Source organism: Faecalicatena contorta, assembly GCF_003149105.1.
Classification (GTDB): Bacteria; Bacillota; Clostridia; order Lachnospirales; family Lachnospiraceae; genus Muricomes; species Muricomes contortus_C.
In genome coordinates this window covers 346,151-372,706 of sequence record NZ_QGDS01000004.1, presented here as the reverse complement: position 1 = coordinate 372,706, position 26,556 = coordinate 346,151, and the positions used below count along the sequence as shown (strand labels likewise).

Annotated in this window: 24 protein-coding genes and 1 pseudogene; 13 read left to right on the top strand and 12 right to left on the bottom strand. The window is 43.4% G+C overall.

What is annotated here, in order from left to right; translation table 11 throughout:
• From A8805_RS22970 to A8805_RS09655, 4 genes and pseudogenes are all read left to right on the top strand, one after another.
• Positions 1–136: pseudogene (locus A8805_RS22970) on the top strand (glycine reductase); the annotation flags it as partial.
• 134 nt (positions 137–270) lie between these two features.
• The gene (locus tag A8805_RS09665) at positions 271–1,125 is read left to right on the top strand and encodes a pyridoxamine kinase (protein ID WP_109710509.1); all 855 of its coding nucleotides are present in this window, start codon (positions 271–273) and stop codon (positions 1,123–1,125) included.
• A gap of 29 nt (positions 1,126–1,154) precedes the next feature.
• Positions 1,155–1,679 (top strand): TIGR04002 family protein, encoded by a 525-nt coding sequence (locus A8805_RS09660; RefSeq protein WP_109710507.1) that lies wholly within the window; start codon positions 1,155–1,157, stop codon positions 1,677–1,679.
• Positions 1,680–1,746: 67 nt separating this feature from the next.
• Positions 1,747–2,346 (top strand): TIGR04100 family radical SAM protein, encoded by a 600-nt coding sequence (locus tag A8805_RS09655; protein ID WP_109710504.1) that lies wholly within the window; start codon positions 1,747–1,749, stop codon positions 2,344–2,346.
• On the opposite strand, the gene A8805_RS09650 is transcribed toward A8805_RS09655, so the two are convergent.
• The 3 genes from A8805_RS09650 to A8805_RS09640 form a co-directional block, all read right to left on the bottom strand.
• On the bottom strand, positions 2,320–3,237 hold the full coding sequence (locus A8805_RS09650) for a DMT family transporter (protein WP_181392795.1): 918 nt from the start codon (positions 3,235–3,237) through the stop codon (positions 2,320–2,322). The two genes, A8805_RS09655 and A8805_RS09650, sit on opposite strands and share 27 nt — an antisense overlap.
• Positions 3,238–3,327: 90 nt before the next feature.
• On the bottom strand, positions 3,328–4,191 hold the full coding sequence (locus tag A8805_RS09645; protein WP_109710495.1) for a methionyl aminopeptidase: 864 nt from the start codon (positions 4,189–4,191) through the stop codon (positions 3,328–3,330).
• Between the two features lie 41 nt (positions 4,192–4,232).
• On the bottom strand, positions 4,233–5,477 hold the full coding sequence (locus A8805_RS09640; protein WP_109710492.1) for a DUF1015 domain-containing protein: 1,245 nt from the start codon (positions 5,475–5,477) through the stop codon (positions 4,233–4,235).
• A 337-nt stretch (positions 5,478–5,814) separates the two neighbouring features.
• On the opposite strand from A8805_RS09640, the gene A8805_RS09635 reads away from it, so the two are divergent.
• From A8805_RS09635 to A8805_RS09620, 4 genes are read left to right on the top strand one after another with little or no spacing between them, the layout of a single operon-like run.
• Positions 5,815–6,870, top strand: coding sequence for a sulfate ABC transporter substrate-binding protein (locus A8805_RS09635; RefSeq protein ID WP_109710490.1), 1,056 nt, complete (start codon positions 5,815–5,817; stop codon positions 6,868–6,870).
• 35 nt (positions 6,871–6,905) lie between these two features.
• The gene (cysT, locus tag A8805_RS09630) at positions 6,906–7,754 is read left to right on the top strand and encodes a sulfate ABC transporter permease subunit CysT (protein WP_242992315.1); all 849 of its coding nucleotides are present in this window, start codon (positions 6,906–6,908) and stop codon (positions 7,752–7,754) included.
• 6 nt (positions 7,755–7,760) lie between these two features.
• Positions 7,761–8,570: a sulfate ABC transporter permease subunit CysW gene (gene cysW, locus A8805_RS09625; protein WP_109710488.1), complete on the top strand. Its 810-nt coding sequence runs from the start codon at positions 7,761–7,763 to the stop codon at positions 8,568–8,570.
• Positions 8,571–8,575: 5 nt separating this feature from the next.
• Positions 8,576–9,634, top strand: a complete 1,059-nt coding sequence (locus A8805_RS09620) for a sulfate/molybdate ABC transporter ATP-binding protein (protein ID WP_109710485.1) — start codon at positions 8,576–8,578, stop codon at positions 9,632–9,634.
• 86 nt (positions 9,635–9,720) lie between these two features.
• Here A8805_RS09620 and A8805_RS09615 read toward each other — a convergent pair whose 3' ends face one another.
• Positions 9,721–10,758, bottom strand: a complete 1,038-nt coding sequence (locus A8805_RS09615) for a LacI family DNA-binding transcriptional regulator (protein ID WP_109710483.1) — start codon at positions 10,756–10,758, stop codon at positions 9,721–9,723.
• A 327-nt stretch (positions 10,759–11,085) separates the two neighbouring features.
• Here A8805_RS09615 and A8805_RS09610 point away from each other — a divergent pair, with 327 nt between their 5' ends.
• The 4 genes from A8805_RS09610 to A8805_RS09595 are packed head-to-tail and all read left to right on the top strand — an operon-like array spanning position 11,086 to position 15,609.
• Positions 11,086–12,774, top strand: a complete 1,689-nt coding sequence (locus A8805_RS09610; RefSeq protein ID WP_109710481.1) for an adenylyl-sulfate reductase subunit alpha — start codon at positions 11,086–11,088, stop codon at positions 12,772–12,774.
• The gene (locus A8805_RS09605) at positions 12,764–13,075 is read left to right on the top strand and encodes a 4Fe-4S dicluster domain-containing protein (protein ID WP_109710479.1); all 312 of its coding nucleotides are present in this window, start codon (positions 12,764–12,766) and stop codon (positions 13,073–13,075) included. Before A8805_RS09610 ends, A8805_RS09605 begins: the two co-directional genes overlap by 11 nt.
• Before the next feature lie 18 nt (positions 13,076–13,093).
• A complete protein-coding gene (cysD, locus tag A8805_RS09600; protein ID WP_109710477.1) occupies positions 13,094–13,990 on the top strand; it encodes a sulfate adenylyltransferase subunit CysD in 897 nt (298 codons plus the stop codon).
• On the top strand, positions 13,990–15,609 hold the full coding sequence (locus tag A8805_RS09595) for a sulfate adenylyltransferase subunit 1 (protein WP_109710475.1): 1,620 nt from the start codon (positions 13,990–13,992) through the stop codon (positions 15,607–15,609). The genes cysD and A8805_RS09595 overlap by 1 nt, the downstream gene beginning before the upstream one ends.
• Positions 15,610–15,721: 112 nt before the next feature.
• Here the strand turns inward: A8805_RS09595 and A8805_RS09590 are convergent, their stop codons facing one another.
• The 8 genes from A8805_RS09590 to A8805_RS09555 all read right to left on the bottom strand — a co-directional run bounded on the left by A8805_RS09590 (position 15,722) and on the right by A8805_RS09555 (position 25,669).
• On the bottom strand, positions 15,722–16,111 hold the full coding sequence (locus A8805_RS09590) for a VOC family protein (RefSeq protein WP_109710473.1): 390 nt from the start codon (positions 16,109–16,111) through the stop codon (positions 15,722–15,724).
• Between the two features lie 14 nt (positions 16,112–16,125).
• On the bottom strand, positions 16,126–17,109 hold the full coding sequence (locus A8805_RS09585) for an ABC transporter permease (protein WP_207657685.1): 984 nt from the start codon (positions 17,107–17,109) through the stop codon (positions 16,126–16,128).
• A gap of 16 nt (positions 17,110–17,125) precedes the next feature.
• A complete protein-coding gene (locus A8805_RS09580) occupies positions 17,126–18,634 on the bottom strand; it encodes a sugar ABC transporter ATP-binding protein (RefSeq protein ID WP_109710471.1) in 1,509 nt (502 codons plus the stop codon).
• A 101-nt stretch (positions 18,635–18,735) separates the two neighbouring features.
• Positions 18,736–19,743: a substrate-binding domain-containing protein gene (locus A8805_RS09575; protein ID WP_181392794.1), complete on the bottom strand. Its 1,008-nt coding sequence runs from the start codon at positions 19,741–19,743 to the stop codon at positions 18,736–18,738.
• 13 nt (positions 19,744–19,756) lie between these two features.
• Positions 19,757–20,836 carry a zinc-dependent alcohol dehydrogenase gene (locus A8805_RS09570; RefSeq protein WP_109710466.1) on the bottom strand — a complete coding sequence of 360 codons (1,080 nt, stop codon included), beginning with the start codon at positions 20,834–20,836 and terminating at the stop codon, positions 19,757–19,759.
• 15 nt (positions 20,837–20,851) lie between these two features.
• Positions 20,852–21,838 (bottom strand): sugar phosphate isomerase/epimerase family protein, encoded by a 987-nt coding sequence (locus tag A8805_RS09565; RefSeq protein ID WP_109710464.1) that lies wholly within the window; start codon positions 21,836–21,838, stop codon positions 20,852–20,854.
• A gap of 57 nt (positions 21,839–21,895) precedes the next feature.
• A complete protein-coding gene (locus A8805_RS09560; protein ID WP_109710462.1) occupies positions 21,896–23,143 on the bottom strand; it encodes a 2,4-dienoyl-CoA reductase in 1,248 nt (415 codons plus the stop codon).
• A 306-nt stretch (positions 23,144–23,449) separates the two neighbouring features.
• A complete protein-coding gene (locus tag A8805_RS09555) occupies positions 23,450–25,669 on the bottom strand; it encodes an extracellular solute-binding protein (RefSeq protein WP_181392793.1) in 2,220 nt (739 codons plus the stop codon).
• Positions 25,670–25,887: 218 nt separating this feature from the next.
• On the opposite strand from A8805_RS09555, the gene deoC reads away from it, so the two are divergent.
• The gene (gene deoC, locus A8805_RS09550; protein ID WP_109710458.1) at positions 25,888–26,556 is read left to right on the top strand and encodes a deoxyribose-phosphate aldolase; all 669 of its coding nucleotides are present in this window, start codon (positions 25,888–25,890) and stop codon (positions 26,554–26,556) included.

The following is a 26,556-nucleotide window of genomic DNA, read 5'->3' as shown; positions in this document are numbered from 1 at the left end:
GAAGGCGCTCTGGAAGACTGGAATTTACGCAGAGAGCGGGATGGGGTGTACCGGACCGATTATTCTTGTGTCTGAGGCAAACTGTGAAAAGGCAGAAGCTGAACTGAAAAAGAAAGGCTATATTTATACAGAGTAAGTACGCTAAGGCGTACTTATATCCAAACTGGCCTGGTTAAATATATCATAACTGGACTTTTAGAGTAAACCACTTTTGTGATATGATGTCATCCAGGTAATCTTCTTTTACCATAAGAGAAATGAGGTTATATTATGACGAAAAAAATTGCTGTCATCAATGACTTATCTGGTTTTGGACGCTGTTCACTAACTGCTGCTATTTCAGTAATTGCAGCTATGGGAGTTCAGCCCTGTCCCCTGCCGACAGCGGTACTAAGCGGGCAGACCGGGTATCCAAGTTATTTCTGGGATGACTATACAGATAAAATGGAGCATTTCAGAGAGGAATGGGAGAAGATGGGCGCCTCTTTTGACGGAATCTATACGGGATTCGTAGGGAGCGCGCAGCAGATTGAAAATATTTTTCAGTTTCTGCACACCTTTTATAAGAAAAATACATTTTTGCTGGTAGATCCGGTTATGGGGGATAATGGCAGGGTGTACGATATGTTTACAGAGAGGCTGTGCAGTCTGATGAAAGAACTGGCATGCAGGGCAGATGTTATAACCCCCAACCTGACGGAGCTTTGCCTTCTGACGGATACAGATTACCGGATGATTCAAAGCCTGACAGATGAGCACCATCTTTTGACCGTGATTGAGCAGATGGCAAAAAACTTAATAAAAGAAGGACCGGACACAGTGATTGTCACTGGAGTTTCTTTCTTGGATGAGAAGGACGGAGTACAGAAGATGGGGAATTTGGCTGTTTCCGAAAAGCAGCTGAGTCTCTCGGCTTTCCCATATATTGGCGGAAGCTATTCAGGAACCGGTGACTTGTTTGCATCCGTTATAACTGCCGGAATTGCAAGAGGAGATAAGATTATGGATAGCATACAACTGGCAGGAGAATTTATTGAGTGTGCAATGGAAGACTCTGTAAAAGAAAATATTCCCCGCAATGACGGTGTGAATTATGAGCAGTTTCTGGGAATGTTAGTCAAATAATCCAAAATTAGAAAAGGGGAGTGAAAGGTATGCGGAATAATACTTCAAAAATGACAATGACAGGGGTGTTTGCAGCTATGATTACAGTGATGACTGTATACATCTGTCATATTCCATACGGAGCAAACGGCGGATATATCCATTTTGGGGACGCGCTGATTTATATGGCTGCGGTATTTCTTCCCAGACCTTATGCACTGGCGGCAGCGGCTATAGGGGGCGGTTTGGCGGATTTATTGAGCGCACCAATATGGGCTCCGGCTACAATTGTGATAAAAATGTTGATTACCCTTCCATTTACAAGTAAAGAGGGCAAAATACTTGCACCAAGAAACATAGCTGCACCGTTTGTGGCGGCAGTCATCTCGGCAGCCGGGTATTATCTGGCCGAAGGGATTCTGTTTGGCTCCTTTTTAGCACCGGCAGCGTCACTGGCAGGCAGCGCAATACAGTCCGGTGGCAGCGCAGCTATTTTTCTACTGTTAGCGGTATCTATGGATAAAGCTCATGTAAAGAGAAAGGCAGAGAAAATGCTGCATTATGTGAATAAGTAAACAAGTTCTGACTAAAGGATTCTGTACAGAATAACGAGAGATGTTATGGGGAAAGGTGAGGAGAATAATGGCTGATATCTTATATGTTTATAGAAATCAAGTTTATGCAAATATTACCAATCTGTGTGACTGCAGGTGCACCTTCTGTATCCGCAGCCACGGAGATGGGGTAGGAGACGCGGAAACACTTTGGCACAAAGCCGACCCAACCTTGGAAGAAATTAAGGCGGCAATGGATGAGTTTGACTTTGACGGCCGCAAAGAGCTGGTATATTGTGGTTATGGGGAGCCTACCTGTGCATTAGAGAACCTGGTCGAATCAGCCAGATATGCAAAAGAAAAATATGGAATGTCCATCCGCGTAAATACCAATGGTCTGGGAAATCTATACCACAATAAAGATATCATTCCAATCCTGGCTGAGGTGGTGGATTCTGTATCCATCAGTCTCAATGCACCAACCAGGGAGGCGTACATAAATGTTACCCGCCCCAGGTTTGAAAATGCATTCGAAGGTATGCTCGATTTTACTTCCGAATGTAAAGACTATATTCAGCAAGTAAAATTGACCATTGTAGATGTATTATCCGAGGAAGAGATAAAGGCCAGTCAGGAACTGGCAGATTCATTGGGAGTAGAACTAAGGATTAGACGGTTTGCGGGATGATTTGGTTAAATTGAAGCCTATGGTTCCGGTTAAAATCGCTATAATCCCGATATAGTGATAGTAGTGCAGTGATTCGTGTAAAAAAACAGTTCCTGCCAGAATGGTAACAACTGTTGACACATTACTGAAAAGTCCAACTTTGGTTGCTTCCAGTTTACTCAATGAATATGTAGTAAGCAAGGATGTTACTAAGGATGAAAATACACCAAGATATATAATTGCCAAAACAAAGGAGAGATCTGAAAATGGTTTAAAATAGGCGGAAATATTACCGTTTATAACATGCTGGATAATTGATATAAAGTTAAAAACAATACAGCCTGTAATACTTGTAACATATACAATAGAGAAAATCGAGTAAGTTTTTGACAGCTTCTTAGTTAATACATTGTAAATTGCAAATGATACTGCGGACATCAGAATAAACAGAAATCCGAGGTAACTATAATTACCGATGTTAAACCCATTCATTATATTAATGAAAACGACACCTGATACAGATATAACCATAAGAAGCTTCTGCAGATTTCCAATCTGTTCCTTTAATATAATTCTGGCGGCAATAAGGGTTAAAATAGGCGCCATGGCCTGAACAATTCCTGCCTCGGAAGAAGATATGATTTTCAGCCCGAGAGTTTGCAGTAAAAAGAATAAAATGGGATAAATAATGCTGTAGGGCATAATCTTTAACCAGTCAGAAAAACTAACATGGATTTTATTCCGGTTGAAAAAGCCGTAAATTAAAATACAAAGAGCTGCCAGTGTAAACCTGTGAGATAATAACGACATCGTATCCGCACTCCTTAGTGCAATTTTAACAAATAAAAAAGAAAACCCAATAATCAGTGATTGGAGTGTTATGGCGAAGTATGCCTTTGTAGTATTTTTCATGAAAGCCTCCTTTATAGAATACAGTATGACGGGATAGAGCAGAGGATGCCGCAAAATGTGTAATAAGCTCATTTTGCAGCATCCTCATGATTATTTAGTCAATACTTCCACTCCGTCTTCTGTTATCAGAACCATATACTCAATCTGTGATGAAAGTCCGTCATCCATCGTATATACTGTCCAGTCGTTGTCCTCATCCACATAGAAATCCGGGCTTCCTTCATTAATCATCGGTTCAATCGTAAACATCATCCCGGGTACGAGAAGCATTTCACTCCCTTTTGGCGTAACATAGCTGACAAAGGGGTCTTCGTGGAATTTCAGGCCGATTCCATGTCCTCCTATATCCTCTACAACAGAATAACCATTTGCCTGGGCATGGGTATTGATGGCATGTGCAATATCTCCTAAATGTCCCCAGGGCTTTGCGGCTGCAAGTCCTAATTCTACACATTCTTCCGTCACTCTTACAATACGCTCCGCACGTTCAGAAACCTGTCCCATCTTGAACATTCTTGAGGCATCTGAAAAGTATCCGTTTAAATTCGTAGATACATCAACGTTAATAATATCTCCTTCTTTCAGGATGATATTTTCATCCGGAATACCGTGGCAGACCTCATTGTTCAGGGAAGTACACACGCTATTTGGAAATCCCTGATAATGAAGGGTTGCAGGAATCCCGCCATGCTCTGTTGTAAAATCGTAAACAATTTTGTCAATTTCAGCAGTACTCATTCCGATATGAATCTGCTCAGCTACTGCATCCAAAACAGCTGTATTCAGTGCTGCACTCTCTTTGATTTTTTCAATCTGAAAGGGAGTCTTTAAGAGTTTGAGTCTGGGAACAATTTCTCCCTTTTTCTCATGCTGTCTTATCCTGTCTTCAATCACCATGTGGCATTTCTTGTATTTCTTTCCACTGCCGCACCAGCAAAGGTCATTTCTTTCCATTCTTTACATCTCCTTTTAATTTGGTGGTACTATATATGAATCTATTTCTCGAACTGATGGATAAATAATCCACTCCTGAGTTTGGGCTCAAACCAGGTGGATTTAGGAGGCATTAGCCTTCCGGCATCTGCAACCAGGAGCAATTCCTCCATAGAGGTAGGGTACATGGCAAATGCTGCACCGCTGCCGGAGCTGCTGACAATATCAGCCAGTGCCTCAAGTCCGCGTATCCCGCCTACAAATTGAATACGGGTGTCTGTCTTAGGGTCTTTGATTCCAAGCAGAGGCCCTAAAACCACGTTTTGCAGGATGGATACATCCAGGCTGTTTACCGGGTCCTCCGAAAATAGGAATGGATTTGCCTTCAGACGGTACCAGCAGCCATTTCCATAAAGTCCGATTTCGCCCTTGCAGGAAGGGCGACAGACCTCTTGTCCCATATCCGTAATTTCAAAACCGCTTCCAATCATAGCAAGAAGCTCATCAAACGTATAGCCGTTTAAGTCAGAAACCACCCGGTTATAATCATAGATGTGAAGCTCCTCAGCCGGAAAAAGGACAGAAAGAAAATAGTTAAATTCCTCATTCCCATTATAATCAGGATGCTCTTCCCTGCGCTTTAAGCCTGTCTTTACCGCAGAGGCGGCTCTGTGATGTCCGTCTGCTATATAAATATTGTCAATCTCTTCAAAAATATGAGTGATTTTCTCAATATCTTCTTTACTGCTGATTTTCCATACCTGGTGCCGTACGGAGTCCTCGCTGGTAAAATCATAGAGGGGGTCCGTCATTTTTACCGCATTCAGGATTTGATTCAATTCAACATTCTCATGATAAGCAAGAAAAATGGGTCCTGTCTGTGCGCTTAATGTATCAATGTGGCGGGTCCTGTCCAGTTCTTTATCTTCCCGTGTATTTTCATGTTTTTTGATTCTGTTCTCCATATAATCATCGATAGAAGCACAGCCCACCAGGCCGGTTTGTGTGTGGCCGTTCATGGTGAGGGCATAAATATAATAACCAGGTGCCTCATCTTTGACAAAAGAACCGTTATCTATCATTTCATTCAATGTGTCCCGTGCTTTATCATATACAGGCTGGGAGTACATATCCATATCTGGTGAAAACTGGGTTTCTGCCCGGTCTATTTTTAAAAAAGAAAGAGGATTTTTTTCCACAATATCTTTTGCCTCTTTACGGTTGTATACATCGTAAGGCAGTGCAGCAATGGAAGCAACCAGTTCTTTTGCAGGACGCACGCTCTGAAAGGGACGGATAGATGACATAATAACTCTCCTTTAATACTGAATTAGTTAAAAAATAAGATTTGTTCTCGTTTTTCTACTTTTTCCATTTTAGCACAAAGACAAAAAATTTACTATTATATAATCAAAAGAAATCCTGAACGCAAACGATTGCCTGATTTCCCGTTGCAAATTTATAAGTCTTTCAATATAATGCATATTAAACCTATAGGGAAAATGAGAGTTTGAAGCGAGGAGGGAATTTAATGTTAAATAAAGCCAATCTGCGCCTTCCGGTGCGTTTCCGATGTTGTATCTTATCTCCATTGAACAATGTTTGAAAAGAGTCAATTAAAAATAATGAAAAGAGGTATTTTCTATGAAACGCACTTATATTTTATCCAAAAGAATTCTGGCACTGGCAATTGCACTGGTTTCAGTTCTGGGAACTGTTACCGGCTGCTCGGATAAGGCATCGTCTTCAAAGGATGAGAAATCCTCCTCTGAAACCGTATCCATAACCAATGTTTCTTATGACCCTACCCGGGAATTATATGAACAGTACAACAAGCTTTTTCAGGAATACTGGGAAAAGGAAAACGGACAGAAGGTAGAAATTATCCAGTCCCATGGCGGCTCCGGTAAACAGGCACGTTCAGTTCTGGAAGGCAACGAGGCTGATGTGGTGACGCTGGCGCTGGAAGGTGATGTTGATGAGCTGCGCACCGGCGGTCTGATTGATGATGGCTGGGTGGATGAGTTTCCCAAGAGCAGTGCACCATATACTTCCACAATCGTCTTTTTGGTACGCAAAGATAACCCAAAGAATATTCAGGACTGGGATGATATTGTAAAGCCGGGGGTTGAAGTCATTACACCTGACCCCAAAAGCTCCGGGGGCGCCAGATGGAACTTTTTGGCAGCATGGGCTTATGCCGATAAGAAATTCGGCGGTGATGAAACAAAAAACAAAGAATTCTTGAAATCACTGTATGATAATGTATCTGTACTGGACTCCGGTGCCCGGGGTTCAACAACTACCTTTGTGGAAAATAAAAAAGGTGATGTGCTGCTGGCATGGGAAAATGAAGCATTTCTTTCTGTTAAAGAGCATCCGGACGAATATGAGATTATTACGCCCAGCCTGAGTATTCTGGCACAACCGTCGGTTGCAGTGGTGGATGCCAATGTGGAAAAGCATGGAACCGGGGAGGTTTCTAAGGCCTATCTTGAGTATCTCTATTCCGATGAGGCGCAGCGGCTGGAAGGTGAGAATTATTACCGCCCCTCTGACTCTGAGATTCTAAGCGAGTTTAGTGATACCTTTGATTTGAATATCGAACTAGTTAACATTAATGACGATTTCGGAGGCTGGGCCGCAGCTGCTGAGAAATTTTTTGAAGACGGGGCCATTTTTGACCAGATTTATCAGTAAATAAAAATTTATATTACCGTTTAAGGGGGACGTATATGTTCAGTCTGAAAATGCACTTTAAAAAACAAAGCAACAGCGTGATACCAGGATTTGGACTTTCTATGGGAATCACCGTTACCATGCTCAGCCTGATTGTGCTGATTCCCCTGTTTTCCGTATTTTTAATCCTTTCTGATTCTACCTTCCGCGAATTCTGGCAGGTAGTAACGGATAGGCAGACGATAGCAGCCTATAAAGTCAGCCTTTCCTGCTCTGCCATTGCCGCTGTAATCAATGTAGTGTTCGGTATCCTGCTTGCCTGGATTTTGACCCGTTATAAATTTCCGCTGCGGCGGGTACTGGATGGCCTCATTGAACTGCCTTTTGCCCTGCCCACAGCGGTGGCGGGTATTGCTTTGACTACATTGTATTCCGGGGAGGGATGGATAGGCGGATTGTTTGCAAAAGCCGGCATTGAGATTTCCTACACAAGAATAGGCATTACCATCGCCATGATTTTTATCGGTATTCCCTTTGTAGTGCGTTCTATCCAGCCGGTACTGGAAAAACTTGATCCTCAATACGAGGAGGCGGCATCTGCTTTAGGGGCAAGCCGTTCCCGTATTTTTTTCAAGGTGGTGCTTCCTGAGATTCTGCCGGCTGCTCTGGCAGGATTTGGTCTGGCATTTGCCCGTTCTATGGGAGAATACGGAAGTGTAGTATTTATTGCAGGGAACATTCCTTATGAAACTCAGATTGTACCACTGATTATTATGAACAAACTGGAACAGTTCAACTATCCTGCAGCTACATCTATCGCACTTGTTATGGTCATTTTTGCATTTGTACTGCTGTTTATCATCAATCTGATTCAGGCACAGATCAATAAAATTGCAAGGGGGTAAGAAGGAATGAGACAGAAACTTGTAAAATGGCTGCTCATTGTGCTGGGTACAGCGTTTTTAGGGGTTATGCTGGTGCTCCCCCTTGCTACGGTACTGGTTTATGCACTGCGGCAGGGATGGGAAACTTTTTCACAGGCAATTACAGAAGAATATGCAATCAAAGCCCTGAACCTGACTCTTTTGGCTACCTTTATTACAGTTATAATTAACACAACATTTGGTGTTTTTGCAGCCTGGGCAATTTCCAAATTCCAGTTCCGAGGGAAACAGGTACTGACTGCCCTGATTGATATTCCATTTTCCATTTCTCCTATTATCGCGGGACTTGTGTTTATTCTTGTGTTTGGACGGATTGGCTGGGCATATCCTTTGCTGGAGGCCTGGAATATAAAGATTGTATTTGCCCTGCCGGGTATTGTGCTGGCTACCATTTTTGTCACATTTCCGTTTGTTTCCCGGGAACTGATTCCGCTGATGGAAGCTCAGGGCAGTGACGAGGAGGAAGCTGCTGCACTGATGGGGGCGAAAGGATTGTTGATTTTCCGTAAAGTTACTCTTCCGCATATTAAATGGGGGCTTTTATATGGCGTGATTCTTTGTACAGCACGTGCCCTGGGAGAATTCGGGGCAGTGTCGGTGGTGTCCGGGCATCTGAGGGGGCAGACTAATACTCTGCCGCTGCATGTGGAAATCCTGTTTAATGAATTTAAGCTGACTGCGGCTTTTGCCGTTTCTTCCATTTTGGTGCTGATTGCGGTTATCATCCTTATCCTGCGCAACATTGTGGAATATCGTGTTAAGAGAGAAGAGAGGTAAAGTGTATGTATGTAGAACTTCATGATATTAATAAAAGATTCGGTACCTATCAGGCGGCGGACCATGTCAGTTTCTCTATTGAGAAGGGAAAGCTGATTGGCCTGCTGGGCCCCTCCGGCAGCGGAAAGACTACCATTCTTCGTATGATTGCAGGATTGGAAACACCTGACAGCGGTGATATCCTCATTGACGGACGGCGTGTGAATGACCTTCCGGCCAGTAAGCGTGGAATTGGCTTTGTATTCCAGAATTATGCTCTTTTCCGCTATATGACAGTGTTTGATAATATTGCTTTTGGGCTTGAAGTACAGAAAAAAGACAAAGCCTATATCCGGCAGAGGGTAAATGAGCTGATTAAGCTTATTGGATTAGAGGGGCTGGAAAAGCGCCATCCCCATCAGCTTTCCGGGGGACAAAAGCAGCGCGTGGCATTTGCCCGGGCACTGGCACCCAGCCCTCAGCTTCTGCTGCTGGATGAACCCTTCGCTGCCATTGATGCAAAAGTCCGTAAGGAATTGCGTACCTGGCTTCGGGAGACCATCAATAAGGTTGGTATCACTAGCATTTTTGTCACCCATGACCAGGAGGAAGCGGTGGAAGTAGCAGATGAAATTATCATCACCAACAGCGGCCATATCGAGCAAATAGGCTCTCCCGCAGATATTTATAAAAACCCGGCTACCCCTTTTGCAGCTAAATTTATCGGTGAATCCATTGTGGTGGAAAATTACGGCAGACTTCATGGCTTTGAAGAAGATATGGAGTATAACAGAGCCGTAATCCGGCCCGAATTTGTGCGCGTCACAAAGAAAGAACAGGAGCTTTATCCCCACGCATCAAAGAGAGGGACAGTGGAAGATATTCTTTTCCGTGGAAATATGCTGGAACTGCGGCTGAACGTGGATGGTGTAAAGCTCATTACGTACCGGTCTCTGGAGGATGCACCGCTTGCCGTTGGTGAGGAGGTCAGCGTATTAATTTACCGCTTATATCTCTATAATAACCATCAGGTACGGCTGGTGGAGAATGCAGCATTCCAGTCAAGTGATGCTTTTGCAATCTAACCAAATCAAGCAGCAAAGCGGATTGTGAATATCCGCTTTGACAGGTAACAATTCCCAGCCTGGCTCAACTTGTTATCCTTTGTATTCTATATGTACATTCCTGCATTTAGATTTGATACGCTTTCCCGCAAAATCAGTCTGTTTGGCAGGTATATCTTCAGCGGAAGTTTATGCTGCTTTTGAATCCGTCCGATTAAAGTCTGCACTGCAATATTCCCCATTTCCATAACAGGCATGCCTACTGTAGTAAGCATAGGAGAAACATAACCTGACATCTCGATGTTATCCATACTGATAATAGAAAGCTGGTCAGGAACCTTAATTCTGGCTTCTGTAAAACGGCGCAGGGCGGCAATGGCCGATACATCTGCAGCACAAAATACAGCAGTGGGCAGGGGGATATCTGCTTTTAAAAGTAAATCCGCCCCCCGATAGCCGCCCTCACTGCTGTGCGGGGTTTCGCAGACCAGACGCCTGTTGCCGTCCAGCCTATGTTTGAGGATCATGTCCCGGTATGCCTGATACCTCACCTCGTTTGCTGTTTCCCCGATGTAGCCTATCCGCTGATGTCCGTAAGCGATAAGATGTTCCATTGCAATCTGAGTTGCCTCGTATCCGTCACAAAGCACCTGATCCCATGGCATACTGATTTTGTTGCGTCCCACATAGACAATGTTTTTGTAATGCCTTTCTAAAAAATCAATAGCACCTTCACTAAAACGGCCCAGAACAACAGCTCCGTCTACACGAGCCGCCTCAATCTTTTCCAGAGCAGGAGCAGTTTTAACATCAAAAATTGAGTAGGAGAGCCGCACAGGATACTTCCGCTCCATTGCCTGCTGCTCAATAACCCGTGAAAGCTGCGCAAAAAAAGGATTATCATCCAAGGTTCTGGTCCGCCCTAAAATGCAGGCAAGTGAGCCTGCCGGTATACGACTTGTCTTTGATTTTCCCTGCTTGAGTTCTCTGGCACTTATGTTTGGTGTGTAGCCCGTTTCTTTGATAATGGTCCACACTCTGTCCCGTACTTCCCTGCGGGCAAAACTGTCGTCCGGAGAGTTGATAATCCGTGAGACAGTGGAAACAGACACCCCGGCCCGCGCCGCAATTTCTTTCAATGTCATGGCAAAATCCCTCCTTTTATTTATAGAAAAGGTATCTGTTCAGAACCATGAACAGATACGCAAAAGCAACCGGGCAGTCTTAGGAATCTGACAAACCAGACACTTTACATATACATATTAAATATATAGGAATAGTATGTTAAATAATCATAAATGATTTCAGGTAAAAAAACAAGAAGAAAATTGTGTAACGATTGCGTTAGCTTAATCCTTGATTTTAGGGAGTTCTCTTGTGTAACGATTGCGTAATCACTGGTGGTTTTTGATTTTCCTGCTGTGTATAATAAGCCATATTAAATTAAATATATATGAAAAGTAGGTGATTAAATGGAGCCGCAAATAAAAACCCTTCGAACAGAGTTTATAGAAACGGACTTCCTTATTATTGGAGGCGGTACAGCAGGCTGTTATGCCGCACTAATCTTTTGTGAACAGGCAGATGGACGTGTTCTGATTGCTGAAAAGGCGAATATACGGCGCAGCGGCTGTCTGGCAGCGGGTGTCAATGCAATCAACGCTTATATTGTTCCTGGAAAAACACCTCAGGATTATGTGGATTATGCCCGTACTGATGCAGATGGGATTGTCAGGGGAGATTTATTGCTGACAATGGCTGAAGGGCTTAACCGTACAGTTGAAAAAATGGAGTCACTGGGACTGACTATTCTGAAGGATGAACAGGGAAGGTATGTGACACGGGGCAGCCGTAATATTAAAATTAACGGCGAGAATATTAAGCCGATTCTGGCGGAGGCGGTAAAGGAAGAACCACAGATTTCTGTGCTGGAACGGGTCAATGTGTTTGAGTATATTGTGGAAGATAACCGTATTAAAGGAGCGTACGCCATCGGTGTGGAGGCCCCTGTGCTATATGTCATATCTGCTAAAGCCGTTCTTTGCGCCACAGGTGGTGCGGCAGGATTATACAAACCCAATCATCCCGGATTCTCCCGCCATAAAATGTGGTATCCGCCATTTAACACCGGAGCGGGATACGCCATGGGAATACGGGCCGGTGCCGAAATGACCACCTTTGAAATGCGTTTTATCGCCCTGCGCTGCAGGGATACAATTGCTCCGACGGGTACACTGGCCCAGGGAGTGGGGGCAAAACAGATTAATGCATTAGACGAAGTGTATGAGCAGAAATATGGCCTTACTACATCTCAGCGGCTGCATGGTACTGTGATGGAAAATATGGAGGGCCGCGGTCCCTGTTATCTGCGCACAATAGGTATCACTCCAGAGCAGGATGAGGATCTGCAGAAAGCATATCTCAATATGGCACCCAGTCAGACACTGCGCTGGATGGAAAGCGGTGAGACGCCAGGTATTCAGAATGTGGGGATTGAGGGGACCGAGCCATATATCGTCGGGGGGCACACTGCCAGCGGTTACTGGGTGGATACCAACCGGGAAACTACGGTAAAGGGGCTGTTTGCCGCGGGAGATGTGGCAGGAGGATGTCCTCAGAAATATGTCACCGGAGCTTTTGTGGAGGGAGAGATAGCGGCCAGGTCAGCTGCGAAATATATGAACAGCCCAGCCGGTACTCTTGACAGAGCCCGGTCTGAAGAACAAAAGCATTGGCTGGAGAACTTTTTGAACTGCCCCCGGGCATCTTTTACCACCGATGAACTGGAGGAAGCAATGCAGGCTGTTATGGATGAATATGCCGGTGGGATTGGTTCCCACTACCGTTTCTCGGAGAAATCACTGAACACAGCCGCTGAAAAAATCAGGGAACTGGAACAGCAGGCACAAACCCTAAGCGCCGGACGGATGCAGGACTTGGTTTATATATTGGAACTACAGGAGCGGATGCTCCTCTGTAAGTCGGTTATCGCTCATCTGGCTGCCCGAAAAGAGACACGCTGGCACAGTTTTGCAGAGAATGCGGATTATCCGGACAGCAGTCCCAAGTGGAACAGGTATGTAAACTCCCGGTTAGAAGACGGAAGACTGAGCATCCTGTTCCGGCCGCTTGTACAGGAGGGCAAAACCTATGAGCATTGAAATAAAAACAAAACAATGTATCGGCTGCGGACGATGCTGTAAAGTATGTCCGGGAAGCCTGATTTGCCTAAACGGGGGGATAGCAGAAATCCCACACCCGGAGCGGTGCTGGGGCTGTGTATCCTGCGTAAAGGAATGTCCTGTTCAGGCGATTCAGATGTATCTCGGCGAAGATATGGGGGGCTTAGGAGGCCGACTCCATGTTCTAAGGGAAGACACCCTGCTGCACTGGACAGTTAGAAAACCGGACGGCAGTATTCGGACTCTCACGGTGGACAGCCGGGATTCCAATAAATATTAAAAAAGGAGTGAATATAAGATGTCACTTACACACTTAGATAAACTTGAGGCGGAAGCCATTTATATTTTCCGGGAGGTAGCTGCCGAATGCGAGCGCCCGGTCATGCTTTATTCCATTGGGAAAGATTCCTCAGTCATGCTCCATTTGGCTATAAAAGCATTTTACCCAGAAAAACCGCCCTTTCCTTTTCTTCATATTGACACAAGCTGGAAGTTCCGGGAGATGATTGCCTTTCGTGACCGGAGAGCAGAGGAACTGGACATCAACATGCTGGTCTATCGAAACGAGGAGGCTATAGCTCAGGGAATCAATCCTTTTGACCACGGAGCGGCATATACCGATATTATGAAAACACAGGCTCTCAAAGAAGCACTGACAAAGTACCGGTTCACAGCGGCCTTTGGCGGCGGGCGCAGGGATGAAGAGAAGTCACGTGCCAAGGAAAGGATTTTCTCTTTCCGAAATGAGCATCACGCATGGGACCCCAAAAACCAGCGCCCGGAGATGTGGAAGCTCTACAATACCAGCATCAACAAAGGTGAAAGCATGAGAGTGTTCCCAATCTCCAACTGGACAGAGAGAGATATCTGGCAGTACATCAGACGTGAGAATATTGATATTGTGCCACTGTATTTCGCAAAGGAACGCCCTGTGGTCTGCCGGGACGGCAACATTATTATGGTGGATGATGAAAGAATGCGTCTTCTGCCGGGAGAGAAACCGGAGCTAAAAAAAGTGCGGTTCCGTACACTGGGCTGTTACCCCCTTACCGGAGGGGTAGAATCAGAGGCAGATACACTGGACGCAGTGATTGCGGAGACACTTGCCTCTGCTACCAGTGAGCGTACCAGCCGGATTATTGATAATGAAGGAGCAGGCAGTATGGAACGCCGGAAACGGGAGGGATATTTCTAATGAGCAATGCAGAAAACGGACTTTTAAAATTCATTACATGCGGCAGTGTGGATGACGGCAAGTCCACACTGATAGGGCATATTCTTTATGATTCCAAATTGCTGTATGCCGACCAGGAGCAGGCGTTGATTTTAGACAGTCAGGTAGGAAGCCGGGGCGGTGCTATTGACTACTCCCTGCTGCTGGACGGTCTGATGGCAGAGCGTGAGCAGGGAATCACCATAGATGTGGCTTACCGTTATTTTACGACCAATGCCCGCAGCTTTATCGTGGCCGATACGCCGGGGCATGAGGAATACACCCGAAATATGGCAGTAGGTGCATCCTTTGCAGAACTGGCGGTCATTTTGGTGGACGCTTCCCAAGGGGTTCTGGCGCAGACACGCCGGCATGCCAGGATTTGTGCTTTAATGGGTATTCATTATTTTGTATTTGCCGTTAATAAAATGGATTTGATTCATTATGGGCAGAAACGGTTCAATAAGATTTCAGAAGATATTGCTGCTCTTAGTAAAGGACTGGGGCTGAAACATGTTGTCATCATACCGGTTTCCGCCACAGAGGGAGATAACGTCACTGTACGTTCTGATAAAATGGAATGGTATCAGGGAGAAACCCTGCTGGAATATCTGGAGACAGTGGATATTTCTGGAAGTGCACCAGAGCAGGGATTCTATATGCCTGTACAGCGGGTATGCCGTCCCGACCACAGTTTTCGGGGATTCCAGGGGCAGATAGAAGCGGGCAGTGTGACAGTAGGTGATATGCTGACTGCTCTTCCCAGCGGTGAGAGTGCGCTTGTCAAGTCTATTCACGCCGTTGCCCGGACAGTGAATTCTGCAATTGTGGGGCAGCCGGTTACGATTCAGCTTGACCGAGAGGTGGACGTTTCCCGGGGATGCGTACTTACCCGGAATGCAGGTTTAAAGACAGAAAAGTCCTTTGTGGCATCTCTGCTTTGGATGGATGAGCAAAGATTGATTCCCGGAAAGGATTACTGGATTAAGCTTGGGACTAAGCTGCTTCCTGCCATTGTTACAGGTATCCGCCATAAGGTGGAAGTAAACAGCGGAGAGTTTTTACACGTTGATTCGGTGGGGAAAAATGAAATTGTCCGCTGTGAGATTGTATTGTCTGAGCCAGCGGTGCTGGATGAGTTTAAACGGCATAAAACACTGGGAGAACTGATTTTGATTGACCGGGTGAGCCATGCTACGGCGGCATGTGGTGTGATTGAGACGGCAAGAGAACAAAGACAGGATTGTGTTCTGCTGAGTGACGGAGAAAAGGAACTTCCTGTAAAGCTCTTTGATTGCTTTTATTATCATCCTGACATCCATACGGTTCTGCGCCACAGTCCTGCTCCAGCAGTTTACACACTGGGTGACAGACTTCCTCTTAACGGAGCCGGAGTCAGCTATCCTTTGGACTTTGACCTGCCATATGAGAATGAATTTGCCAATATACGCAGTGGTGTGTTTCGGGGGTTCGGCGAACGTGCACCAAAATATCCATTACTGGAAATAAACGGTCTTGAACTGGAAACCAGTATGCCCCGGGATTTTGGGAAATATCATCAGGTAATGGTCTGGGAGGAAGATCCCCGGCAGAATATTTAGAATGAGAGAAAGAGTAGTTTGCCGCTCTTGACTTATAATTATACAGACGCATAAAACCAGCTTCTGCATCAGAATATAAACCTGATGTGAAAGCTGGTTTTTATTGAATTTTCTAATAGCCCTCTGATAACTCTACAATTACATTGTCAGGTGCATCAATCAGCAGGACTTTCTTCCGGATCGCTTCTATTTCCATAAGTTCTGTTCTGTATGGTATTTCTAACTGTTTCAAATAGTAATTCCACTCATCTACATGATCTACATCAAATGCAATATGCCTTATTCCCACTTTTGTATCATCTGATGAATCTTCTTTGAGCCTTTGATCCATTTTAAATAACTCAAGAACTGAGTTTTTACCACACTTGATATATGCTGCATAATCACCGCCCAGGTCAGCTTCCTCTAAAAGTTCTAATTTCAGCACATCCGTGTAGAACTGAATAGATTTATCGAAATCCCGCGTATTAACTGCAACATGATGAATTTCATTTATTTTCATTATTCATCGCCTTTCTATTCTTTATCGCTTTTCTGCAATAAGACTGCCAGAATGATAATAAATCCTTTAATTGCATTTACAAGGAACACATCTACGCCCATCAAAGTAAGAATGTTATTGATGATTCCTAAAATAAAGATTCCAAAGAATGTATTGATAAGATTTCCTTTTCCGCCGCTCATGGAAATTCCGCCAATGACAACCATGGCAATGGCATTCATCTCATAAGAAGTCCCTGAGGAAGATGCGTTAATGGAATTCATTCTGGAAGTTTCGATGATAGAAGCAACTCCGACAGCCAGACCCATCAGTATAAATGCCCTTATCTTTACCCAGTCGGTGTTGATTCCTGATAACCGGGTTGCCTTTTCATTCGATCCTACTGCATAGATGTACCGCCCCAGTTTCGTATGTTTTGATATGTAATAATAGGCGGCAAAAACTATGATCAGATAGATAATGGGCATAGGAACTACCCCGCCGATGCTGTAATTAGATATCTGGGCATATGCAGTACTATTGCCATAGAATCCGCCGCCAGACATAAAATACATACATACAGACCGGTAGATGTTCATAAGTCCCAGAGTGACTACGAAAGAGGGTACTCCTCCTTTCGTAACAATAATTCCTGTAATTGCCGAAAAGGCACAGCTGCATATTATACCCGCCACCATGGCAAAAATCATATTTCCGGTTGCATTCATGATTCCAAGGATAATCGAGCCGATGGCAACCAGCTGGGAGCCTACGGATAGATCGATATTTCCTGAGATGATGACAAACGCCATACCGAATGCCATTACACCAACGACCGCATTGTTTCTCAGTATATTAATGAGATTCTGTACCGTAAGAAAGCTTTCTCTTTCTACTATACATGCGATAACAAAAATAACCACAGTCACAAGAAGCACACTGTATTCACCATAGAATTTTTTTATCATTTCCCGGCGGCTGCCGGAGTCTTGTTTCATACTTATTGTATTACGTTCCATAAACGTTCTCCTCGTATCATACTTTTGAACCGGTGGCTAAAATCATAATTGCTTCTTCTGAAAGTTCTTCCCGGCTCAATTCACCCTTAATAACACCATGATACATAACCTTTACTCTATCGCTCAGTTTCAATATTTCCTGAGCTTCACCCGATGTAACGATTATAGCAATCCCCTTTTTAGCCAATTCGAAAATCTCACTGTAAATTTCATTTTTTGCACCCACATCCACTCCCTGTGTAGGATTGCACAGTATCATAACTTCCGGGGATGAATTCATCCATTTGGAAAGAACCACTTTTTGCTGGTTGCCGCCTGACAGGCTCGTTATCTTATTCTTCAGGTTACTTGCTTTAATTCTCAGCAGTTCTTTATATAGATGGGCTGTTTTTGATTCCTCTTTATGCTGCAGGCTGACTCCTTTGCAACAGGCATCCAATGTGGAAATGGTGAGATTTTCAATAATATTAAGATCTTTGATAATCGCATTTTCTTTCCTGTTGGCTGGAAGAAAACCTATTTTTAGTTTTTTTGCCTTCTCGGGGCTGTGAATCTGAACCTCCTGATTACGCAGCTTTATGCACCCTGATGTCATGGGCAGATCTCCAAACAGGCATCTTACAAGTTCATCTTTCCCGTCTCCTAGAAGCCCTGTGAATCCTAAAATCTCACCCCGGTGTAATTGAAAAGATACATTATGTACATGTTTCCCGACACATAGATTTTCTACTTCCAGAATCGGCTCTCCAATTTCATGTTCCTTATAAACATCAACGCTCACCGCATCATGCCCAACCATGAGTCTTGCTATCTCTATGGTGGACATCACATTGCCCTGCTCGTCTTTTATCCTTCCGCTTTCTATTTTTTCACCATTTCTCAACACTGTATAGCTGTCGCAGAACCCCACAACCTCATCCAGTTTGTGTGAAATGAATATAATAGAGACACCGGTCGTGGTCAGGGTGCGCATAATGCGAAATACATTTTCAACCTCGGGAGGCGTGAGAGATGTGGTGGGCTCATCCATAATAATAAGTCTTGCATTTCTGAGAAGTGCTTTCGCAATCTCGATAATCTGCTTGTACGAAGATTCCAGATCTCTTACCATTGCCCTCGGGTTAATATCTACATTCATTCGTTCAAATACTTCCTGGGTAAGCCTGCACATTTCATTTACGTCTAATATGCCGCTTTTTTTACGCAGCTCATAACCCAAAAACATATTTTCATATACTTTTAAGTCGTTTACTACGTTTAATTCCTGATGGATGAACGCAATTCCCTGTTCCTGTGATTCCGACGGCTTGCTGATTTTCACTTTTTCACCGAAAAGTTCTATCTCCCCGGAATCCATTGTCAAAACTCCTCCAAGGATATTCATAAGTGTTGATTTTCCTGCACCGTTTTCTCCCAGAAGCGCGTGAATTTCGCCTTCTCTGATTTCCAGAGAAACGTCCTTCAGCACACAAACTCCATTGAAACTTTTAACGATGCTGCTCATTTTCATTGCACTTTTCGCCATATTTGTCTCCTATTCATATTACCCCTTTTTAATAGGGGGCTGTTCACACTCCAGAGTGTGAACAGCCCCCTACAAAAAGTTACTGATTATCCCTGCAGGGCTTAATATGGAGCATTTTCATCGATATTCTTATCTTTTCTCCACTGTTCAACGTTGTCTCTGTCTACCAAATCACAAGGAATAATGGTGTTTTTATCCACCTCTTCCCCGTTCATTGCTTTAAAAGCAACATTGATAGCATCGGTAATCATGCTCGGGGAATATGTTGCTGTTCCAAGCCAGATATTTTCAAAATCAGGTGATGCCATTTTCGCCATGTAGCCCTTGGCTCCGCCGCCTCCGATAACTGCTTTGATATCTGTACGTTTTGCCTCCAGAATTGCCTGTGTCAGGCCGATTCCCAGTTCATCATCAGCTGAAAATACTGCATCTACCTTTGGATTGGCGCTTAAAATATCTGTCATCAATGCAAGTCCTGCTTCCTGTGAAGCGTTATCTGCTGAATATTCTCCAAGAATTTCCACATCCGGGCTGATTTCTTTGATTGTTTCCTTATACCCTTGAATACGTTCTTCTGAAATCGCTCCCCATCCGGAAATCCCTGTAATTACCACAGTGTAGGAATCTCCCAGTTTTTCTTTTAAGTACTTTGCTCCGTCAACTCCAACCCCTTTATTATCTCCGCCAATATAATAATCTGGCTCCGTGCTGCCCAATGTCCTGTCGAAATTGACCAATGTAATTCCTGCATCCATCACTTTCTGTGCTGCTGTAGCCAGCTCATCATTGATGGGCAGAAGAAGAATTGTATCACATTTCATGTTAATTAATTCCTCAATCTGATTTGCCTGTTCATTTGTGCTTTCAGCCGCAACAATATTGGCATTGATATTATTTTCCTTACAATATTTTTCGGCATAGTACTGTGCTGCGGCTGTCCACCCGGTAGAGGCTTTCGGCACTGAAATACCAAGCAGTTTCTTGGAGGAATCCTCTGTTTTTTCTTTCTCATCTGACTTTCCGGCTGATGATTTGTCTGTTCCACATCCTGCTGCCATGAAAACTGCCATTGCAGTACACAATAAAACTGATATTATTCTCTTTTTCATAGTTTTCCTCATCCTATTTCTCCTCTTTCTGCTGAACAAAATATTTCCGTTCTGTAAGTTCCGGACAAACAAATACCTTTACCAAGTCTTTATTTGTCTTTAATTCCGCCAGTGCATCCTGTAGTTCCGACAGCGGCACGGCCATCGAGAACATTTTCTGTGGTTTTATTATCTCATATTGGAGCAGTTTGATTGCCTGAGCCCAATTGTTACCGATTCCTGCACAAGAACCCGAAACCTTTTTCTCGCCCAGAACAAACTGATATGGTTCAATACTGGCCGCCGCATCTTCTGCACAGATTCCGAATGCAGTCAGCTTTCCTCCGCGTCTTAACATTTTAAATGCCTGCTCATATGTGCCTGGAGTGCCCACGGATTCTACTACATGATCAACTCCGATTCCCCCGGTCAGTTTCATCACTTCTGCCACGGGATCATCTACCTCATGAATATTGATGGTATAATCTGCCCCCATCTCTTTTGCGATTTCTAATCTGGCCGGCCTGCTGCCAATTACGATAACCGGGCAGCAGCCCCTTGCCTTGGCAACAGCCGCATGCAGGATTCCCAGTCCACATCCGATCACGGCAACACTGGATGCAACCTCTGGTTCCATTTTCTGTGATGCATGGAGAACGGCTGTCATTGGCTCTACAAATGCTGCAGTAAAATCATCCATGCTGTCCGGTATCTTATAGCAGTTTTTCCACGGTGCTTTCACATATTCGGCGAATCCCCCGTCAGTGTGAATACCAAGCTGCCTGAATGTTTCACAAAGCAGCCCGTCATTATGGCGGCAGAAATAGCAGTGTCCGCATGTCAGGCAGATATCAACGGCGACTCTGTCTCCAATCTGAAGGCCTTCGGAATTCCTGCCGATTTCTGCAATCTCTCCGACAAACTCATGTCCAGTAATCAGCGGCAGTTTATCGGCTGCATATTTCCCGGTATAAATACTTGTATCCGAGCCGCAGATTCCGCATACTTTCACTTTGATTAATACCTCATCATCGCTGATCTGGGGTACGGGAACGTCCATATATTCCATTTCGTAAGGTGTTTTTACCACTTGTGCTTTCATTTTTTTGTTCATATTATTTTCCTCTGCCTATGCCATCGGGTTGTTAAAAATCTTATCTTTTCTTCCCTCATATGGAGCTCTGATCAGTAATGGTTTCAGGAACGGTGCCACTTTTTCAACCCCGTCGCCTACGCTCATCGTCACATCTTCGTGTTCATAACTCAGCACGTAGTCGTATCCTACCATTGCCAATTCTGTGATGACTCTCTTCCAGTTCACATTTCCCCATCCGGGAATACGGAAACGGAACGAGCGGTCCAGTCTCTGCCAGTCACCTTGCATTAAAATTCCGCCCCTCTGCACATTATGCGCCACGACTTCCGCATCTTTTGCATGCACATGGAAAATTCTTTCTCCCAGTTCATCAATAAAATTTTCTACCATAACGCCTCCGGTTGCCATCAGATTAGCAGGGTCAAGATTGAACCCAAGGCATGGGTGATTGTCTACCAGTTCCAGTGCTCTTTTTGCAGTATGAATATCATAAATCATATTGTTCGGGTGTGGCTCTACCGCAAACTTCACGCCATATTCTTTGAACTTATCCAGAATCGGAACAAATAACTCTGCAAACTCTTCCTCCATTTGTTTCCAGCCATTTGCACATGGGAATGGAAAATATCTGCCCCAGTTTGTAACCCCGGTAAATCCATTTACAACAGGGACTTCTAATGCGTTGGCAGCCTGTGCGGTTTTAAGAAGACTGTTTGTTCCGTACTTGATTTTCTCTTCTTTTGTTCCTTTAAACAAGGCATCTGTATCTTCTGTGTGTGGTCCCAGAATCAATAAAGAATCTGCATGGTTAGACAATGCTGAAATTTCCATATCGTAAGAGTGGACCATCTCTTTTAGTTCCCTGGCATTATTTCCCTGTAAAATCTCATCACAGTCCATTTGTCCGTTCCCAATATATGCGGGTATCTCCAGCATTTCATATCCATTTGTACTTGCAATTTTTAGAACTTCTTCTAATGGAAGATGTGCATAGTTAGCTGCAAAGAATCCTAATTTCATATTAAAATTTCCTCCTTAAGATTATTGTTTCTATTCTGATTGTTGCCATGTGTGATTCTAAGTATGTTTTACTTTTAACGGACCACATTCTTTTCTTGTATTTACCAGAATTTCTGTGTACCGTTTGTTAAATGTGCAGCATCCAATTGGTTTTTGACGGATCAAAAGCTCCAGACAGTTATCGCAGATGGTACACCATTTAATATCTTTTTCTTTTCCCTCTTCTAATTTCTTTGGCAGCAGTGGATCTGCAAAAGACTGTCTTCCTACAGCTACCATGTCCACTTTTCCTTCAGCGATGAATTTGGCGCCATAGTGGAACATTGAGTTATTTTCTTTCTCTACTGCCAGAATTCCATTCTTTCCATCTCTGAACACGGAATAGTTTGATCCAATTACTACAGTTTCCGGTTTCAGTACTTTTTTCATTTCCTTTGCCCATGTATTATGAAGAAAAGCAAAGTATGGAGCCTTTTTTTCTGCCTGTGTGATAGATGTTGTAATGGAAGGGCTTCCGCCTGACTGTACAAAATAATTAGCGCCTCTTTCTTCCAGGCCCTTAATCAGATCTAATGGTTCCGTCAAATCTATGATTGGAGAATCCGGCCCTTCTGTTCCAAAGCCTCCGGGAAATCCTTCCCACATAGAAATCTTAGTCCCTAACAGAAAGTTTTCATCATTGACCTCTGCTCTTACGCGTTCAAATAAATCAAATGCAAACTGTCTTCTGTTTTCCCAGGGACCTCCGTATTTCCATTTCCGGTCATTGTACGGTCTTAATATCTGACTTCCCAGATAACCGTGGCAGAGCTTTAAGTCTACTCCGTCTGCTCCCGCCTCGTAAGCAATTCGTGAAGCGGTCACAAATTCCTGGAGGATTTCTTCTACATCCTCCTCCTGAAGCAGCTCGCCTCCAAATCCTGGCAGCGGCTTTACTGTGACTCTTTTTGAGAATGCGGGGTTACTCAGTTCCCCTGAGTGAGTTAATTGTAAAACGATAAGTACCTTGGGATTCACTGCCTTCAGTCCCTGAATAAACTTTTTAAGCTTTTCGGCATTTCTTGGCATAATAGAAAGCTGCGCTAATCTTGAACGGCTTTTGTCCGTAACGGTAAGGGCCTCTAATGTTACTACTCCATGTCCTCCTCTGAACAAATTCTCATATCTTTCAATTGTCCAGTCTGTGGGATTCCCTTCCTCATCGGCATCTGTACATTCCATTGCCTGAACCCAAAAACGGTTTTGGCAGACCCTTGTCCCAATTTTAATTGGTGACAACAGTATCTCTTTGTAATTTTCCTGCATTGCATTTCTCCTTTTTGATATTTTAACGTTTCAATCATTGGAAAATGTTTTTTCGTTCAGTTAATTTTTTGGAAAAATATTCCTAAAATTCTTTTTTTACGCATTGTATCGCATGTTATCCCCCTTAATACTTATTTTGTTTTCTTGCACCTTTTATAATTATTAGATTACATTAAAAATTGGAACGTGTCAATTAGTTTTGACATTTTTGACAATTTCACTATTTATTCTTAAAGTTTTTATGCTAAATGCCCAAAAAATATAGCCGTACAGTCAAATGCTGCACAGCTATATTTTTTAGGCCCTTTATTTATCTAAGAATTCATTTAATTCAAATTTAGCACGCTCCAGTGCCTGGTTCACGGTACATTCGCCAATTACAACATCATGAACTGCATTTCCCACAATCTCTTCCATCTGAACCTCTGTCATCGGCATCTTTCCCCCGATGCGTGGAACCGCTCTTGGTTTCGTATGTGCATATCCTTCCCACGCCGTATCATACCAGGAATATACATTCATAATCATTGCCTTATAATCTTCTCTGTTCCCTGGCAATACACGTCCCAGCACCGCGTTAGGTCCCAGCAATTCATAAGATGACAGCCATTTTACAAATTCATATGCTTCCTCTGCATTTTTACTAAGCCCGTTAATTCCAAGTGACCATCCGCCTAAAACAGAGTATTTTCCGGGCAGAACGGCTGCATTTGTTTTCCCCACTACTTTTGAGAACTTTCGGTCCTCCAGCGGGGAGACATGCTCTGTATACATCACCATCATTGCTGCATTTCCTGCACAGTACTCCTTTACCTGCTCGTCCCACCACCAGTCTTTGGCTTTGGGATTGGCATAATTGTAACTTTCCAGATAGTTTTTCAGTGCATTCACTGCTTCCTTTTGTGCAATGGCTACTTTCTTATCCTTAAACACGTTTCCCCCGAATTCGAACATTCGGGCCAGATATTCATTTACAGCACCTGAGTGCTTTTTGCCTCCCAATGTAACTCCATACTCTGTGTCTGAAATCGGATTATATTTTCGCGTAAATAATTTTGCAACTTTATTAAACTCTTCCCATGTGGAGGGCACTTTCAGATTTTCCTTATACCACTCGTAATACAGTCTTTGATTTTCCAGCTTTGCAAATAAATCCTTTCTGTAGAACAAAAGCTGCACTGTAAGACTATAAGGTACTCCGTAATAAGAATCATCTACTTTCGCGGATTTGGCCAGCACGTCCTCCGTATAGCAGGCAAAGTATTCTCTGGAATCTTCGTATAGATTGTTTAGGTTTCTTAGTATCCCCAAGCCAACCAAATCCCGCAACCATGGAAGGTCAATACTGTATATATCGTATGCGTCTGTTTTTCTGTTTTTCCATATTTCATCGAACAATTCAACGTAAGGTTTTGTTTCAATAATTACATGAATCCCTGTTTTTTTCTCAAAATCCGGAAGCAGTAGTTTGACTGCGTTACTGCTTGGTGATTCGTTTAGTAATATTCTAAGTGTCCCATCTTTCTTACCTTTGATTTCATGGGTATGCTTGAATTTATCACTTTCCACTTTGATAATCTGTCTTCTTACTACGGTTTCGGAGTTTTCTATCAGATTCATTACCATGGAAAAGGCAGCATCTGCCAGCCGGTAAAAGGGCAGGGTGATGGAGCTTCCCTCGATATAACTTGTCCAGTCATATGGTTGTAATACTATAATTTTGGGTTTCTTTTCTCCGTCTGCACAGATAAGGTCCATTGCTTTTTTTACACTGCTGTACATGCCCACATTTGACAGTAAAATTGCTTCCGGTGCTTTGTCCAGATGCAGAATGCGCATTGCAGAGCGAAAGACACCGCCGACCTCAAAGTTACTGGATTCTACATAACTAGGCTCTACAGGAATTCCAAGTTCACATAGTGCAACGAAAAAGTTGTTTAAGATGTCAGCTTCAAATGTATACTCCTTAGGTCCGGTAATCACGGCAATCCTGGAAATTCCTTCGTTTACCAGTTCGGTAATCCTTTCATAAATCACGTTTTTTGTATCGAATCCGGCAAAGTTATATTTACCACCGGACGCCTCGTGATGTACAAATACAATTTTGAGACCGTTTTGTATAATTTGATCAAAAAATGTTTCGTTTTCAGGCTGGCAGGTAATCAGCACCACCCCTTCTACATTGCGCATTAAGGCTTCGTTCAAAAGACGCCGTTCCTCTGTGGGAACTTCATTTGTAACCCTGAGATTCACAAAATATCCTGCCTGGGTGGCACAGCGGTTCAGATACTCAAAAATCTCCATATACTCTTTATTTCTGCTGTTGGGCATAATCATACTGATTTCTTTTGTGTGCTCCATTTTCAGATTCCTAGCCATGGAATTTGGTTTATATCCCAGTTCTTCCATGGCTGCTTTCACCCTTTGAATCTTATTCACGCTCACGTTGGTGGCTCCATTTATAACATTGGATACCGTGCCATGTGATACTCCTGCTAGTTTTGCCACTTCTTTAATAGTAACCATAGTTCTCCTTTTAACGTTCCAATGGTAAATTTTATCTGATCTCATCCAATTTTGCTTCTAAAAAAATAGTTTTGATTATATGAAATACTAACATATTTTCACTTTTATTTCAATATTTGCTTGTGCTTTCAAAAATTATAGGATATAATCAATTTATTGGAACGTTCCAATCACCTTTCTTGTGCCTTTTATAGAAAAAATAAGCGAGGTGTACTACTATGACAGCAAATGAAGCTGCAAATCTTATTGATATCAGTGCAGTGAGAACTGCACATTCTCTATCAGATATTGAGGAAGTTGTTGCAATTGCTAAGCAATACAACTTCATTAATGTCCATTCACTACCGTGCTGGACAAAAAATGTAAGCAAATTATTAAAAGACTTTCCAGATATCTATGTCGGTGCCCCTGTAGGTTTTCCAGGCGGCGCGCATAAAACCTGTGTGAAGGTATTGGAAGCCAGGGAGCTTATTGCAGATGGCGTTGAAGAGATGGACATTGTAATGAACATCGGTAAATTCAAAAACAAAGAATACGATTATGTCTTGAATGAACTAAATGAAATCATTGCACTGGCACCGGAAAATGTCCTCACAAAAGTAATTATTGAAATCAACTGCCTTACCGACGAAGAATTAGATCTGGCATGTGAGCTTGTAATGCAAACCAAAGCTGACTTTTTAAAAACAGGAACCGGTTGGGTCCCTGGTGATGCGAACATTGAACGTATTGCACGAATCAAAGAACTTACCCGTGGAAAAATCAAAGTAAAAGCTGCCGGCGGTATACGCACCCGTGAAGAATTCGAACAATTATATCATTTGGGTGTAGAACGTTTTGGCATTAACACCAAGTCTGCTTTAGAAATTGTAGAAAGTTTCAAGTAG

Excerpts from the sequence above, each read along its gene's own strand:
- A8805_RS09665 (WP_109710509.1), top strand. The coding sequence starts at position 271 with ATGACGAAAAAAATTGCTGTCATCAATGACTTATCTGGTTTTGGACGC.
- A8805_RS09660 (WP_109710507.1), top strand. The coding sequence starts at position 1,155 with ATGCGGAATAATACTTCAAAAATGACAATGACAGGGGTGTTTGCAGCT.
- A8805_RS09655 (WP_109710504.1), top strand. The coding sequence starts at position 1,747 with ATGGCTGATATCTTATATGTTTATAGAAATCAAGTTTATGCAAATATT.
- A8805_RS09650 (WP_181392795.1), bottom strand. The coding sequence starts at position 3,237 with ATGAAAAATACTACAAAGGCATACTTCGCCATAACACTCCAATCACTG.
- A8805_RS09645 (WP_109710495.1), bottom strand. The coding sequence starts at position 4,191 with ATGGAAAGAAATGACCTTTGCTGGTGCGGCAGTGGAAAGAAATACAAG.
- A8805_RS09640 (WP_109710492.1), bottom strand. The coding sequence starts at position 5,477 with ATGTCATCTATCCGTCCCTTTCAGAGCGTGCGTCCTGCAAAAGAACTG.
- A8805_RS09635 (WP_109710490.1), top strand. The coding sequence starts at position 5,815 with ATGAAACGCACTTATATTTTATCCAAAAGAATTCTGGCACTGGCAATT.
- cysT (WP_242992315.1), top strand. The coding sequence starts at position 6,906 with ATGTTCAGTCTGAAAATGCACTTTAAAAAACAAAGCAACAGCGTGATA.
- cysW (WP_109710488.1), top strand. The coding sequence starts at position 7,761 with ATGAGACAGAAACTTGTAAAATGGCTGCTCATTGTGCTGGGTACAGCG.
- A8805_RS09620 (WP_109710485.1), top strand. The coding sequence starts at position 8,576 with ATGTATGTAGAACTTCATGATATTAATAAAAGATTCGGTACCTATCAG.
- A8805_RS09615 (WP_109710483.1), bottom strand. The coding sequence starts at position 10,758 with ATGACATTGAAAGAAATTGCGGCGCGGGCCGGGGTGTCTGTTTCCACT.
- A8805_RS09610 (WP_109710481.1), top strand. The coding sequence starts at position 11,086 with ATGGAGCCGCAAATAAAAACCCTTCGAACAGAGTTTATAGAAACGGAC.
- A8805_RS09605 (WP_109710479.1), top strand. The coding sequence starts at position 12,764 with ATGAGCATTGAAATAAAAACAAAACAATGTATCGGCTGCGGACGATGC.
- cysD (WP_109710477.1), top strand. The coding sequence starts at position 13,094 with ATGTCACTTACACACTTAGATAAACTTGAGGCGGAAGCCATTTATATT.
- A8805_RS09595 (WP_109710475.1), top strand. The coding sequence starts at position 13,990 with ATGAGCAATGCAGAAAACGGACTTTTAAAATTCATTACATGCGGCAGT.
- A8805_RS09590 (WP_109710473.1), bottom strand. The coding sequence starts at position 16,111 with ATGAAAATAAATGAAATTCATCATGTTGCAGTTAATACGCGGGATTTC.
- A8805_RS09585 (WP_207657685.1), bottom strand. The coding sequence starts at position 17,109 with ATGGAACGTAATACAATAAGTATGAAACAAGACTCCGGCAGCCGCCGG.
- A8805_RS09580 (WP_109710471.1), bottom strand. The coding sequence starts at position 18,634 with ATGGCGAAAAGTGCAATGAAAATGAGCAGCATCGTTAAAAGTTTCAAT.
- A8805_RS09575 (WP_181392794.1), bottom strand. The coding sequence starts at position 19,743 with ATGAAAAAGAGAATAATATCAGTTTTATTGTGTACTGCAATGGCAGTT.
- A8805_RS09570 (WP_109710466.1), bottom strand. The coding sequence starts at position 20,836 with ATGAACAAAAAAATGAAAGCACAAGTGGTAAAAACACCTTACGAAATG.
- A8805_RS09565 (WP_109710464.1), bottom strand. The coding sequence starts at position 21,838 with ATGAAATTAGGATTCTTTGCAGCTAACTATGCACATCTTCCATTAGAA.
- A8805_RS09560 (WP_109710462.1), bottom strand. The coding sequence starts at position 23,143 with ATGCAGGAAAATTACAAAGAGATACTGTTGTCACCAATTAAAATTGGG.
- A8805_RS09555 (WP_181392793.1), bottom strand. The coding sequence starts at position 25,669 with ATGGTTACTATTAAAGAAGTGGCAAAACTAGCAGGAGTATCACATGGC.
- deoC (WP_109710458.1), top strand. The coding sequence starts at position 25,888 with ATGACAGCAAATGAAGCTGCAAATCTTATTGATATCAGTGCAGTGAGA.